This is a genomic window from Pseudomonas sp. C9D1, assembly GCF_056491235.1.
On record NZ_JBSZIE010000002.1, the window covers coordinates 498,608 to 512,478 of the forward strand.

The window sequence follows — 13,871 nt, forward strand, 5'->3', positions numbered from 1 at the left end:
GGTCAGGCCTCCTGCTTCTTCAGCGAGAGCACGCTGAACAGGGTGAGCAAGGGAATGGTCAGCAGCAGCGGGACGAAGTAGAAGGCCAGGTCGGAGAACCCCAGCGCCTTGGAGAACACGCCCCGGCTGATGATCAGGAAATGGGTGGCGGGATAGGCCTGGCCGATCGCCGCCGCCGCCCCTTCCAGGGACGACACCGGGTGCACCAGCCCGGAGAACTGGATGGCCGGCACCATGGTGGCGATGGCCACGCCGAACACGGCGGCGATCTGACTGCGCATGAAGGTGGAGAGGAACAGGCCGAGTCCGGTGGCGGCCGTGACGTAGCACAGCGCCGCCAGCACCAGGGTGGCGAAGCTGCCCTTGAGCGGCACGCCGAACACGAACACCGCCAGGGCCACCATCAGCAGGAAGCTGACCATGCCCATCGCCACGTAGGGCAGCTGCTTGCCCAGCAGGAACTCCAGCCGCGTGACCGGCGTGACGTAGAGGTTGGTGATCGAGCCCAGCTCCTTCTCGCGCACAACGCCCAGGGCGGTGAGCATCGCCGGGATCATGATCAGCAACAGCGGGATCACCGCCGGCACCATGGCCTTGAGGCTCTCCACATCGGGGTTGTAGCGGTAGCGCACCTCGACGCTGGCGGCAGCCTGGGCGCCGCCCTCCGGGGATTGCCGGGCCAGCTCGGCGAGGTAGCCCAGGTGCATGCCCTGGACATAACCGGCCACGGTGTTGGCGCGGGTGGGCATGGAGCCGTCGATCCACACACCCACGGCGGGGCTGGCGCCGCGCTTGAGGTCGCGGCCGTAGCCCGGCGGAATCTCGATGGCCAGGCTCAGCTCGCCGCTGCGCATGCGCCGGTCCAGTTCCGCGTAGTCCTGGATCGGCGCGCGCTCGATGAAGTAGCGCGAGCCGGAAAGGTTCAGTGCGTAGGCCTGGCTGGTGGTGCTCTGGTCGCGGTCGAGCACCGCATAGGAAAGGTCCTCGACGTCCATGCTGATGCCGTAGCCGATGATGAACATCAGCAGCACGGTGCCGAGCAGCGCCAGGGTCAGGCGGATCGGGTCGCGGCGCAGCTCCATGGCTTCGCGCCGCGCATAGCTGAACAGCCGCTGCGGGCTGAAGCGCTGGTCACGCGGGGCTTCGGCCTTGGCGGTGACGCTCGGCGCGCTGGCGGGTGCCGAGGCGGTGCCGGCAGCCTCTTCCAGGTAGGCGATGAAGGTGGCTTCCAGGCTCGGCAGGCCGCGCTCGGCCACCAGCGCCGCCGGGGTGTCGCTGGCCAGCACGCGGCCGGCGTGCATCAGGGAGATGCGGTCGCAGCGCTCGGCCTCGTTCATGAAGTGGGTGGAGATGAAGATGGTCACGCCGTCGTTGCGCGACAGGTCGATCATCAACTCCCAGAAGCCGTCGCGGGCCACCGGGTCGACGCCTGAGGTGGGCTCATCGAGGATGAGGATCTCCGGCTGGTGGATCACCGCCACCGCCAACGACAGGCGCTGGCGGATGCCCAGCGGCAGCGCGTCGGGCAACTCGTCGGCCACGCCGGCCAGGTCGAAGCGCTGGAGCATCTCCGCCACCCGCGCCTCGATACGCTCGGCCGGCAGGTGGAACAGCTGCGCATGCAGCACCAGGTTCTGCCGCACGCTCAGCTCGCGGTACAGGGAGAACGCCTGGGACATGTAGCCTACCCGCCGCCGCGTGGCCATGTCGCCGGCATCCACCGGCTGGCCGAACAGCGCGCAACTGCCTTCGCTGGCGGGCAGCAGGCCGGTGAGCATCTTCATGGTGGTGGACTTGCCGCAACCGTTGGAGCCGAGGAAGCCGAAGATCTCCCCGCGCTCGATGCGGAAGCTGACGCGGTCCACGGCGACGAAATCGCCGAAGCGGCAGGTCAGCCCGTCTGCCTCGATGGCCACCGCGCGCTCACCGGCGGGCAGTGGCGGGATGACCAGGCGGCGGTGGTCGCGGCGCTTCTCTTCCGGCAGCAGGGCGATAAAGGCCGCTTCCAGGCTGTCGGTGCCGGTCTGCCGGCGTATCTCGGCCGGGCTGCCGGTGGCCAGCACGCGCCCGGCGTCCATCGCCACCAGGCTGTCGAAGCGTTCGGCCTCCTCCATATAGGCGGTGGCCACCAGCACGCTCATGCCGGGGCGGCCCTGGCGGATGCGTCCAATCAGCTCCCAGAACTGGTTGCGCGACAGCGGGTCGACGCCGGTGGTGGGCTCGTCGAGGATCAGCAAATCCGGGTCATGGATCAGCGCGCAGCACAGGCCGAGCTTCTGCTTCATGCCGCCGGAGAGCTTGCCCGCCGGGCGCTCGCGGAAGGGGTCGAGGCCGGTGCTGCGCAGCAGGTCGTCGATGCGCCGCTCCCGTTCCGCGCGGTCGTGGCCGAACAGGCGGCCGAAGAAGTCGACGTTCTCGAACACCGTCAGCGTCGGGTAGAGGTTCTTGCCCAGGCCCTGGGGCATGTAGGCGACGCGCTGGCAGATGGCGCGGCGATGGCGGGCGGAGCGCATGTCGCCGCCCAGCACCTCGATCTCGCCCTGCTGCATCTTCCGCGCCCCGGCCAGCAAGGCCAGCAGGCTGGATTTGCCGACGCCGTCCGGGCCGATCAGCCCGACCATGCGGTTGGCCGGGATCGCCAGGTCGACCTCGCGCAGGGCGAAGGTCTCGCCGTAGCCCAGGCTGACCCCGGCCAGGCGCGCGACGTTGCCGCTGGAGGCGTCCATCAGGGCACCTTGACCTGCAGCTGCTGCGGCCATTCCTGCTCAGCGTCCAGGCGCAGGTAGGCCATGCCGGGCACGCCGGTCTTCACTGCGGTCATGTGCTGCTTGAGCAGCGCCGGGTCGATGCGCGCCTTGACGCGGAACATCAGCTTCTCGCGCTCGCTGGCGGTTTCCACCGTCTTCGGGGTGAACTGGGCGACGCTGGCCACGTAGGAAATCTTGGCGGGGATCACGTACTGCGGCACCGCATCGATGATCAGCCGCACCTCGTCGCCCAGGTGCACGCGCCCGGCCTGGCCGGCGGGCAGGAAGAAGGTCATGTAGACGTCGCCCAGGTCCACCAGGTTGAGCAGCTTGCCGCCGGCCGGCAGCACTTCACCCGGTTGCGCCACGCGGTATTGCACGCGGCCGGCGCGGGGCGCCTTGAGCAGGCTGTCGTCGATGTCCGCCTGCAGGCGGGCGACGCTGGCGTTGGCGGCCTCGATGGCCGACTGCGCCTCGATAACCTGGGACTTGGCCGCCTCGATGCCGGCCTGGGCGGAAATCACCTGCGAGCGCGAGGCCGCCAGCGCCGCCTGGGCGCTCTGCATCACCGCGCGGTCATCGTCCAGTTGCTGCTGGGGCATGGCATTGCGCTTGACCAGGGTTTCGGTGCGGGCGAAGCGCTTCTGGGTCGCCACCAGCTCCGCCTCGCGCTGGCTGACCACCGCCTTGGCCGTGGCCTGCTCGCTTTCGCGCTGGGCCACCAAGGCCTGGGCGGTCAACCGGGCGTTCTCGGCCTGGCGCACCTGGGCCTGGGCCTGGGCCAGTTGCGCCTTCAGCACCTGGGTGTCCATCTGCGCCACGGGCTGGCCGGGGGTGAGGAAGTCGCCCTCGTCGACCATGATCTCGGCCACGCGGCCGGCCAGCTTGGTGGCCACATCCACTTCGGTGGCTTCGATGCGGCCGTTGCCGCTGGCGAAGCCTTCGCCGAGGCCGGCGGGCCGCAACACCCACCAGGCACCGGCGGCGACCGCCACGGCGGCCAGCACCGCCACCGCCCAGGTCAGTTTCTGCTTGCTTGGCTGCTTCATCTTGGTGTCCCGAATGGCTGGATTTCGATGGAAGAAATCATCCGCCAATCGGCAATGAGTCACTTTGACTCATGTCAGGTCAGGCCTTTTCAGGGCCCTTTTCGGCCGCCTTGGGAACCCGGAAATCCACCGGGCCGAAGCCACGGCAGGCGAAATCGAGTTGATGTATGATTGCGCGCCTCAATCACGGCCAACCACAAGCGAACCGGCGCCCAGGCGCCCCCGGACCGACCATGAACACCAACGAACCCACCAGCCCCGAGCAACAGCCCCAAGCCGAAGGCAGCACCGAGGCTGCGCCCCCCGCCAAGGCTGTGAAGAAACAGAACGTGCCCTGGTACCAGACCCTCAAGGGCCACGACCGCGGCCAGCGCCCCGGCGCGGCACCGCGCGGCTCGCGCCGCTCCATGGGCAAGCGCTGATCCGGCGCCCGGGCACAAAAAAAGCCAGCTGATGCTGGCTTTTTTGTGGGCGCTCGGCGGGGTTACTGGCTGTTCTTCACCAGGCTCATGCGCTTCTCGGTGAACACGCAGATGACGCCCGCGTTGTTGTACATCACCTCGTGATTGAAGTTGCAGTAGGCCGCGGCAACGCTCAGCGGCAGTTGCTCGTTGTTCCACTGGGTGGGTTTGAACCAGGACAGCTCGCCTTCCTTGCACTGGCGCGCCTCGGCGTCGGAGCTGTAGGTGCAGAGGGACGATTGATCGATCTCGCCCTTGAAGCAACCGGCGAGGGGAAGGAAGCAGAGACCTGCCAACAGAAGTTTGGTGTGCACGCGCATGACAGCTCCGGGAATCGGCATGTGAGGGGGAATCCGTGCCGATTTGAACCAGCGCAGCGGCGCGGGTTCCCTGGAGCCGGAAGATTTCCCGCCACGCGAGGCAACACACATCCGCCGCCAACCGTAGCAGCGAGCTCTGCTCGCGAAGCCCTTGATCCTGGAGCCGCAACCCAGCTCAAGGCCCGCGTCACCCCTGCCCCGGCAGAACCCCGCTGAACACGCGCATGCCCAGGCTCTGGTGGAAACGCAGCAGGTAGCCGTCCGGGTCCTGCAGCAGGAAGTTGCACTCGCCGTGCTCCTGCTCGTCCTGGCGGTACCAGCGCTCCAGCGCCCCGCGCCGCAATGGCACGCCGGCCGCCTCGATGCGCGCGATCAGGGCGAGCGCGTCGGCACAGCGGATGGACAGGTTGAGCCCACGACCGAACGGCGCCTCCAGGGGCTCGACGCGCCATTCCGAGGCCTCGCCGTCGTCCTCTTCCAGCATCAGCTGGGCTTCCCCCAGGCACAGGTAGGCGAAGCGGTGCTCCGGGCGTTGATAGGCGACCTCGAAGCCCAGCACGCGGCAGTAGAAATCCAGGCTGTGGGCGAAATCACGCACCAGCAGCTCCGGCACCAGGGCATTGAAATGCATGGGTTCCCTCCTCCATCGCCCGCCCTCCGTGGGCGGGGCGCGCCACCTTAGCGCAGCTTCCGGTGGCACCGAAAGTGGCTGGCACGGGTCTATAGTCCTTGCACCTTTCCCACCCGTACCGGAGCCCATCCATGGATACGACCCCGCACAACCTCGCCACCCTGTTCGAGCAGCTCGGCCTGGAGTCCGACCACCGCCAGATCGAAGCCTTCATCGCCGACCACCCCCTCGTCGACGGCCAGAAGATCCAGGACGCGCCCTTCTGGAACGAGGCCCAGAGCGCCTTCCTGCGCAACGCCCTGGTCCAGGACGCCGACTGGGCCGTGGAAGTGGATGAGCTGGCGGTGCGCCTGTCGAAGTAAGCCGGCGCACAGCCAGAGCAGCACGTGGCTCAGATGTAGGGTGTGCTGCGCGCACCTGGGACTCGCCGGAAGCACCGAGCGGAGGTGCGCACGGTGTTTAGCCGGGATACATGGGTAACGCTTGTCGGGGGACATGGGTAACGGGTTGCTGGTCGTTACTTCTTCTCTCTCAGGTCGAACTGGCGGATTGTCTTATGGATGAAAATCACATCGTAGACACCATCCACACCGGTGGGGCGTATTGCGATTCGCTCGCCCAATAACCCACCACCGACGAACCGGCTTTTCCCTTTGAATTGCACCTGTCCGGTTCCCCCTACCTTGAGCACCTTGTCCTCCGGCTCGTACTCGATTTCCGGCAATTGCTCCGTGTACGCCCTTAGGCTTGGCTGATAGCGCGATATCGGTGGTAACTGGCCCAGCGCCTCATGAGGTCGTTGTTGGTTGTACTGATCTCGCCATTGGTCCATCACGCGCTGGCAGTGCTCCATGTCACTGAAGCTGCGATGCAGCAGCTCACGCTTGAGGGTTTGATGGAAACGCTCGAGCTTGCCTTGCGTCTGCGGGTGATAAGGGCGGCTATGACTGACATCGATACCCAGGCGCATCAGCCAGACTTCCAGGGCGGATAGGCCGCCCTCGATGTTTGAGCCCCAGGGCGGGCCGTTGTCGGCCGTTATCCGGCATGGCAGCCCATAGCGACGGAAAACCGCGGCCAGCTTGGGGCGAACCAGTTCCAGGCGCTCCCCTTCACAGCCCTGCAGGCAGAGCGCAAAGCGTGAATGGTCATCGAGCACCGTCAGCGGGTGACAACGTGGCGAGTTACGGTCCGAAAGATGGAAGTTGCCCTTGAAGTCGATCTGCCAGAGCTCGTTGGGTTGCTTGTGCTCGAAGCGTTGGGTGGCCGGTGCCTGGGCGTCTTCGGCGTGATAGCGCACCTGGCAGCCATGGCGCCGAAGAATCGCATCGAGGGTGCTGTGATGAGGGCGATCCATGGCCTTTGGCAACAGATGGAGCAGCTTGCGAGCGCCCCAATAAGGGAATTGGTGATGCAGGCGCACCACCTCTCGCTCCAGCTCGGCGCTGGTGCGTCCAGGACTCGTAAGCGGACGACGGGATTGGTCCTGCAGACCGGAATCACCCAGTTCTTGATATCGCTCCAGCCATTTGTAAGCCGTCTTGGGGCTGATGCCGTAGCGTCGACAGAGCTCCCGGATGTTGCTCTGCGGGTGTTGGGCCAACAATACGAATTCACGTCGTATCGACATGGTGGTGCACTCCTGCCACGGCATCGCTCGAACTCCTCTTCGAAGGATTCCGTAAGCCTAAATGCGTTACCTATGTCTCCCGACACCTGTCACCTATGTCCCCCGGCTGAACACACGGCACACCCTACGGCACGCGTTCATCCTGTCGAGCCCTCAATTCAAATCGTCACAGGCAGCACCGATGACTCATGACCACGCTCAAATGAATTCGCACCTGCAAAGGTGGGCTCGGCGCGGGCGGATGGGCGTAGATACCGTCTTGATCCCTAGTGAGCAAGGGCCAGTTTTACGTCGTACGGCTGGCCCGATTTCAAGACGCCATAAGCGATGTTCAGCAGCTTACGCATCGCTGCGCAGATGATCTGCATGCCGGTCTTGCCCTTGGCTCTGAGGCGTTCTCTCATCGCTTTGATCGCCCCGTTGTGCTGCAGGGCGCAAACGGCAGGCATGTACAGCCCAGCACGCAGCCGCGATGAGCCCATCTTGGAAATGCGGGTCTGCCCCCGGTACTTACCAGACTCCTGCAAACGCGGGTTGAGCCCGGCAAAGGCGGTAATCGCGCGGCTGCTGGTGAAGCGATGAGGGTCGCCCAGCTCCGCCAGGATCAGGGCGGCTGTCTTGTCCGCGATGCCATCAATGCTGGTCAACAGATCACGTCTGCCGCGCAGATCCGGGTCATTGTCGATGTGGTTGTTGATGGCCTTGAGGGTTTCCTCGATCTGTTGCTCGATGTGCCGCAACACTGAGCGGATCGACTCCTGCACGCTGGTATCGGCCACCTCCAGGCGATTGCTCTCCATCTGCTGGATTTCCTGCAGATCCGCCAGGCGCCGCATCAGTGCTTTCAGGCGCCGTATGGCGCGAGGTTCAGGCTGCCAGGGCCGTAGCTCGTCCTGGTGGCGCTCGCCGTATTCGGCGATCAGCTTGGCGTCGACCTTGTCAGTTTTCACGCGCTGCAGCTGACTGCGGGCGTAGTGAGCGATCTGCGCAGGGTTGAGGACGCAGACCCGATAGTTCTGCTCCAGCAGCCATTCGGCCAGGGCTTCATGGTGGATGCCGGTGGCTTCCATCACGACCCAGGCACCCGCCTCGCTGTGCTTGTTCAGCCACTCCTGCAGCGTGCGAAAGCCCGCCTCGCTGTTGGCCAACTTGGCCTTGGTGCGGTACTTGCCGTTCGCCTGCAGGGTGGCGATATCGAACGTGTGCTTGGCAATGTCGACACCAATGACACTGGGCATGTGTGCTCCTCCTGATCGTTCCAAATGCGATCATCACTGCACCCGGCCCAACCTTGTGAATGCGAGCTCTGGGCTCAAGATACCGTTCGGGCTGTTCGAGTGAGTGTGGAGGGGCGGAGCACTATCTACGTCGCAGGCTCAGGGCCTAAGGGTGGACACGACTTCCAGCCCCTCCCCCGATGATCAGTCGGGAACTATTACCCCTGAAGGGGTAGTTAGTCGAGATAGCAAGGGTGGGCTTCAGCCCACCAATTCCCGATGCACATGGCCGACCAAAACCCCTCGCCCCCTCCCCAACGCAAACGCCTTTCCGGCATATCGACAAGCACGAAAAGTTCGGTTGCGCGGGGCTCTGTAGCGGCGCCCTTACAGGGCTCCCGGGCGCTCCGACAACCGGTCGCTTCGCACGGCCTGCGGGCGATGGGCGGCGCTATGCAGGGCCTGGCGCAGTCGCATACTCACCGGGCCATGCGCACGTGGTACGCATGACACGACCCTAAAAAGGAACCTTCCAGGGGTGTCGTACCGGCGTCATGCAATGGCTCGCGTGGTTCGGAGTACGGGCAGGGTGCGCCCCTTGTTGAATAGGAGTGTTCAACGATGTCCAGCCTCGACAAAACCCCACCCATGCCTGATGTATTGCCGCCCGAGCAGGAAGACGCCCGAACGGCCAGCGCCCTCCCCCTATCAGCGAACTCCCCAGGCAAGTGCCCGGCCCGATCATCGTGCCGCCGCTGCGCAGCATCCGCCCCGGTTGCTGGCTGCTCAACTACAAGCCCACCGGCGCGCCGCTGGTGTCCTATGACGGCACCCTGCGCGTGGAATCCCACAGCGCCGGCCGCACCGCCAGCGGCGACCTCTATCAGCGCCCGACCCTCTTCCTGCCGCTGCCCATCGCCTCGCCGATCCCGCTGCTCGGCAGCCGCCCGGAAACCAGCCTGAAGCCCATCCTCCTGGCCGGGCCCAATCCCGCCTCGGGCATCCCGATCCTGTCGCGCTCGCGCTACCGCTACTACATCCGCGTCACCTCGCTGCCGGAGAACTTCTACCTGGGCAACAGCTTCAACCTCGGCTTCGAGCTGTGGCGCTTCACCGCCCCCAACAGCTGGGCGCTGGACTCCAAGCTGACCACGCAGATGGTGCGCATGGCAGGGCCGGCGGGCTATCCCTCGCCCTCCGACTACGCCGAGGGTGATGTGAAGAACGCCGCCAACGCAGTGATCGGGCGCATGACCATGGGCTGGCTGTCGAGCTACTACCGCCGCTGCACCGTGGAGATCGACACCGTCTCCGGCTCCGAGCAGCCGACCAACAGCGGCCTCGGGCACACCTGGCAGACGGTGATGGACGCCGTGGGCTGGCAGGTGGCGGTGAACCTCAGCGACACCAACGTCGCCGAGGCCAGCGGCAACTCCTGGTCCGACGCCGAGATGCATGCGGCGATGCTGGCGCGGCGCGCGGTGGTCAACCTCGACACCGAATGGCGCTACCACGTGCTGGCGGTGAGAACATCGATTCCACCCCGCGCGGGATCATGTACGACAACGGCGGCACCGACTCCAACAACGTACCCCGCGAGGGCATCGGCATCGCCTCCCACTGGACCATCGCAGCCGGCTGGGGAACGGTCAGCGGCAAGCGCTTCGGCACCGCCGCGGCGCCCTACTTCCGCACCGCCGTGCACGAGATCGGCCACGCCATGGGCCTGTACCACAACTCGGCGGACTTCGGCTTCATGTGCACCAGCGACGTGATCGCCGCCGCCGGCACCCCGGCCACGCCCTTCCCCAGCAACATCCAGTGGTCCTTCCACCCGGACAACCTCAAGCAGCTGCGCCATTACCCCGACCCCTTCGTGCGCCCCGGCTCGGTGGCCTTCGGCAGCGCCTCCACGGCGATGCCGAGCATCACCCCGACGGACCTCGAAGCCGAGGTGCTGGGCCTGGACCTGGACGTCACCCCGCTGCTCGGCGAAGTGCCCCTGGGCGCGCCGGTGCGGGTCGGCATCGCCCTGGTCAACCGGGGCGACCAGCCGGTGCGGGTACCGGCCAACCTGAGCCTGAAGAGCGACTTCGTCAGTGGCAGCGTCATCGACCCCGCCGGCACCCCGCGCAGCTACCGCACCCTGGTGCACTGCGTCGAAGACCAGCCCTACGCCCTGCTGCAGCCGGGTGAGCGCATCAGCGAATCCATGACCCTGATGCGCGGCGCCGAAGGCGCGCTGTTCGGCGTCCCCGGCGTGCACGAGGTGAAGGTGGAAGTGCACTGGGAGATCGACGGCATGGTCGCCCACGCCGCCGGCAGCGCCACGGTGATGGTCACCGCGGCGGTCGAGGCACGCCACGCCGAAGCCGCCCATCGGGTGCTCTCCACCCCCGACGCGCACCTGGTGCTGGCCATCGGTGGCGACCACCTCACCGAGGGCCTGGACGCCATCCAGGCGGCACTGGATTCGCCGGTGCTCAAGCCGCACTTCGCCGCCATCGCGGCCAAGCGGCTGGCCAAGCGTTTCCACAAACGCAAGGCCGATCCGAAGAACGCCAGCGCATTGCTTGACTACGATACGGTGATGAGCGACGCCGAACGCAGCAAGCTGACCACCCTCATCAGCGATGCCGGTGGTGTGCTCAAGGACCTCGGCAAGGCGCCGAAGGCCCGAGCCAGGCCTACCAACCTGGCGGCCGGCGCCAAGTAGGGGCGACAGGACCGGTGCGAGGTGCCCCCCAGGCACCCCGCACCGGCAACCACCGGAGCACGACATGACCGACCTGGAAAACCAACTGCTGGGGCAATGGCGCAAGAGCCAGTCCCCACCCTGCGCCACCAAGTACGCCAGCAGCCTGCGCTTCGACGCCAACGGCCTGTACAGCGGCACCCCCGACGCCCCCGGCGGCTTCACCTGGTGGGACAGCGGCACCTGGCACATCGAGAGCCCCGGCCGCGTCACCCTCTCCACCGCCAACGATGCGCTGGTGAGCTACGGCTACAGCCTCGACGCCGACGGCCTCACCTTCACCGATCCCAGCGGCTGTCGCTTCAGCTACCGACGCGAGCATTGAGCCGCGCCCCCGTAGGTCGGGTGAAACCCGACATCCCGGCATCACTTTGCCCGCGGGTTTCACCCGCCCTACACCCGGACAAAACCCCCGCGTGCCCGACAACCCGCCAAAGGGCCGGCGAGCAGCGGCGGCAAAGCCTGCTATGACTTGCACAACACAAGAACAACAAGAAGGAAGGCCGACCTTGAACGACCATCACGACGTGCTGATCATCGGCGCCGGGCTCTCGGGCATCGGCATGGGCTGCCACCTGGTGCGCGAGGCACCGCAGATGGACTTCGCCATCATCGAGCGGCGCCAGGCGGTGGGCGGCACCTGGGACCTGTTCCGCTACCCCGGCATCCGTTCGGACGCCGACATGTTCAGCTTCGGCTTCGCCTTCCGCCCCTGGGACCAGCTCAAGACCCTGGCCGACGGCGACACCATCCGCCAGTACATCGAAGACACCGCCCGCGAGCACGGCGTCGACCGCAGGATCCGCTTCGGCCAGGCCTGCACCGAGGCCTCCTGGTCCAGCCGTGAGCGGCTGTGGACGGTCAAGACCCGTGACGAGGCCAGCGGCGCGCAGCGGGTGTTCACCGGGCGCTTCCTGGTCTCCTGCGTCGGCTACTACGACTACGACCAGGGCTACCAGCCCGACTTCCCCGGCATGCAGCGCTTCCAGGGCCGCCTGATCCACCCGCAGCACTGGCCGGAAGACCTCGACTACAGCGGCAAGCGCGTGGTGGTCATCGGCAGCGGCGCCACCGCCGTGACCCTGGTGCCGGCCATGGCCGAACGCGCCGGCCACGTCACCATGCTGCAACGCTCGCCCAGCTACATCATCAGCGTGCCCGGCAAGGACGTGGTCTCCGCCGCCCTGCGCCGCGTGCTGCCCGAGCGCTGGGTCTACGCCATGGCGCGCACGCGCAACATCTGGCTGCAGCGGGTCATCTACAAGGCCGCGCGGCGCTGGCCGGAGAAGGTCCGCGCCTGGCTGCTGGGCAGCGTGAAAAGGCAGCTCGGCGGCAAGGTCGACATGCGCCACTTCACCCCCAGCTACATGCCCTGGGACGAGCGCCTCTGCGCGGTGCCCGACGGCGACCTGTTCGCCGCCCTGCGCCAGGGCCGCGCCTCGGTGGTCACCGACCGCATCGCCACGTTCACCGAGCAGGGCATCGCCCTGGAATCCGGCGCCGAGCTGCCGGCGGACATCATCATCAGCGCCACCGGCCTGCAACTGCGGGCCCTGGGCGGCATCGACATGGTGGTGGACGGCCAGCGCAAGAGCCTGTCCGACCGCCTCACCTACAAGGGCGTGCTGGCCCACGGCATCCCCAACATGGGCTCGATATTCGGCTACACCAACGCGCCCTGGACGCTCAAGGCCGATATCGCCTCCAGCTACCTGTGCCGCCTGTTCAACCACATGGGCAAGCACGAGCTGGAGGTGTGCACACCCCGCGCGCCGGAGGGCGAGATGGAGCCGGGCAGCGTCATGGGCGCCCTGCAGTCGGGCTACGTGCAGCGCGGCGGGGACCTGCTGCCGCGCCAGGGCCGCCACCTGCCCTGGCGGGTGCTCAACCACTACGAGCGCGACCGCGAGATGCTGCTGCGCCAGCCCATCGCCGACCCGGCCCTGGAGTTCGAGCCGGCCCGCGAACCGGTCGGCGCGCCCCTGGCCACCAACGCTGGCTAGGCCGGCAACGGCCAATCGGCAGAAATGCGAACCGGTCAGCCACTCCGCCCCCCGCAGCGGCGGCTAGAATGTCGGCCTTTCCCCCACACGGAACCGTCGACATGGAGCGTTACCGCCGCCTCGCCTCCTGGGCTCCCCGCCTCGCCCTGCTCGCCTGCGCCTGCCTCGCCGGCCAGGCCCAGGCCCGCGACCCGCAACCCTGCCCCGCACCACTGATCGACGCGCTGGCCAAGCAACTGGGCCAGCACGACTGGGCGATGCCCGACGCCTACAACGAAGGCCCACTGGTGGCCGCCGCCTGCAAACCCTGGCCGGACGACAAGGCCCGCTCGGTGGTCGCCCTCGCCTACGTCCGCCCGGGCGATGAAGGCATCTCCGCCGGCGAACGCAGCCTGGCCCTGCTAGTGGCCAAGGTGGACGGCAAGAGCGGAGCATTCCTGGAGCGCTACGACTCGACCCTGGACGAAGACGCCGTCACCGAGGTGAGCGCCGACAGCCTGTGGCTGGACACCGCCCGCTACCACCTGGCGCCGGGCGTGCGCGCCTTCGGCCTGGTGTTCGACAGCACCGCCCGCGGCGCCAGCTGCCCCGACGGCGGCTCGGACCAAGAGCTGACCCTGTTCGCCCCGGACGGCAAGGCCCTGCAGCCGGTACTCAAGGCCTACCTCAGCGAATGGACCACCATCAAGGGCACCCTCTGCGTCAACGACCCGGACTTCATGACCGAAAGCGCCAAGGTCACCCTCGACATCGCCAAGACCCGCAGCAACGGCTTCGCCGACCTGGTGCTGGCGGCCAAGGTGACCGGCGACTCGGCCGCCGGGGAGAAGTACCTGCGTACCGAGCGCAAGACCCTCAAGTTCGACGGCAAGCAGTACCCCCACGAAACCTTCCCGCGCTTCTGGGAGCAGCCGGCCAGCACCGCGCAGTAACCGGCGCCATCACCCGGGCTGGCGTCCGGGTGATGGTTCTTGGCAGTTCTGCCTGTGGCGTCAAGGACGGGCTTTTCGCTAAGTTCGCCCGGGTCCGCACGGCCCCGGCCGCGCCATCACCCGCCA

At 67.0% G+C, this 13,871-nt stretch carries 12 protein-coding genes; 6 read left to right on the forward strand and 6 right to left on the reverse strand.

Annotated elements, in window-relative coordinates; translation table 11 throughout:
• Positions 1–2 precede the first annotated feature (2 nt).
• Both rbbA and ACXI0U_RS10535 read right to left on the reverse strand, forming a co-directional pair.
• On the reverse strand, positions 3–2,726 hold the full coding sequence (gene rbbA, locus ACXI0U_RS10530; protein ID WP_479550206.1) for a ribosome-associated ATPase/putative transporter RbbA: 2,724 nt from the start codon (positions 2,724–2,726) through the stop codon (positions 3–5).
• Positions 2,726–3,796, reverse strand: a complete 1,071-nt coding sequence (locus tag ACXI0U_RS10535) for an HlyD family secretion protein (protein WP_021217297.1) — start codon at positions 3,794–3,796, stop codon at positions 2,726–2,728. Before ACXI0U_RS10535 ends, rbbA begins: the two co-directional genes overlap by 1 nt.
• 233 nt (positions 3,797–4,029) lie before the next feature.
• Between ACXI0U_RS10535 and ACXI0U_RS10540 the strand changes: the two genes are divergently transcribed.
• Entirely contained in the window at positions 4,030–4,218 is a 189-nt protein-coding gene (locus ACXI0U_RS10540; RefSeq protein WP_184489192.1) for a hypothetical protein, read from the forward strand.
• Positions 4,219–4,280: 62 nt separating this feature from the next.
• On the opposite strand, the gene ACXI0U_RS10545 is transcribed toward ACXI0U_RS10540, so the two are convergent.
• The gene (locus ACXI0U_RS10545; RefSeq protein WP_184489109.1) at positions 4,281–4,577 is read right to left on the reverse strand and encodes a hypothetical protein; all 297 of its coding nucleotides are present in this window, start codon (positions 4,575–4,577) and stop codon (positions 4,281–4,283) included.
• Between the two features lie 187 nt (positions 4,578–4,764).
• On the reverse strand, positions 4,765–5,208 hold the full coding sequence (locus ACXI0U_RS10550; protein ID WP_479550207.1) for a bleomycin resistance protein: 444 nt from the start codon (positions 5,206–5,208) through the stop codon (positions 4,765–4,767).
• A 131-nt stretch (positions 5,209–5,339) separates the two neighbouring features.
• Between ACXI0U_RS10550 and ACXI0U_RS10555 the strand changes: the two genes are divergently transcribed.
• Positions 5,340–5,570 carry a DUF2789 domain-containing protein gene (locus ACXI0U_RS10555; RefSeq protein ID WP_431484308.1) on the forward strand — a complete coding sequence of 77 codons (231 nt, stop codon included), beginning with the start codon at positions 5,340–5,342 and terminating at the stop codon, positions 5,568–5,570.
• 155 nt (positions 5,571–5,725) lie between these two features.
• On the opposite strand, the gene ACXI0U_RS10560 is transcribed toward ACXI0U_RS10555, so the two are convergent.
• Both ACXI0U_RS10560 and ACXI0U_RS10565 read right to left on the reverse strand, forming a co-directional pair.
• Positions 5,726–6,862, reverse strand: a complete 1,137-nt coding sequence (locus tag ACXI0U_RS10560; RefSeq protein WP_431482418.1) for an IS481 family transposase — start codon at positions 6,860–6,862, stop codon at positions 5,726–5,728.
• A gap of 242 nt (positions 6,863–7,104) precedes the next feature.
• On the reverse strand, positions 7,105–8,076 hold the full coding sequence (locus ACXI0U_RS10565; protein ID WP_479550208.1) for an IS110 family RNA-guided transposase: 972 nt from the start codon (positions 8,074–8,076) through the stop codon (positions 7,105–7,107).
• Between the two features lie 1,534 nt (positions 8,077–9,610).
• On the opposite strand from ACXI0U_RS10565, the gene ACXI0U_RS10570 reads away from it, so the two are divergent.
• The 4 genes from ACXI0U_RS10570 to ACXI0U_RS10585 all read left to right on the forward strand — a co-directional run bounded on the left by ACXI0U_RS10570 (position 9,611) and on the right by ACXI0U_RS10585 (position 13,745).
• Positions 9,611–10,771, forward strand: coding sequence for a hypothetical protein (locus ACXI0U_RS10570; RefSeq protein ID WP_479550209.1), 1,161 nt, complete (start codon positions 9,611–9,613; stop codon positions 10,769–10,771).
• A gap of 64 nt (positions 10,772–10,835) precedes the next feature.
• A complete protein-coding gene (locus tag ACXI0U_RS10575) occupies positions 10,836–11,135 on the forward strand; it encodes a hypothetical protein (protein ID WP_265168784.1) in 300 nt (99 codons plus the stop codon).
• 184 nt (positions 11,136–11,319) lie between these two features.
• Positions 11,320–12,813 (forward strand): flavin-containing monooxygenase, encoded by a 1,494-nt coding sequence (locus tag ACXI0U_RS10580; RefSeq protein WP_350448572.1) that lies wholly within the window; start codon positions 11,320–11,322, stop codon positions 12,811–12,813.
• A 101-nt stretch (positions 12,814–12,914) separates the two neighbouring features.
• A complete protein-coding gene (locus ACXI0U_RS10585; protein WP_374980793.1) occupies positions 12,915–13,745 on the forward strand; it encodes a PA3715 family protein in 831 nt (276 codons plus the stop codon).
• The last annotated feature ends 126 nt before the right edge of the window (positions 13,746–13,871 follow it).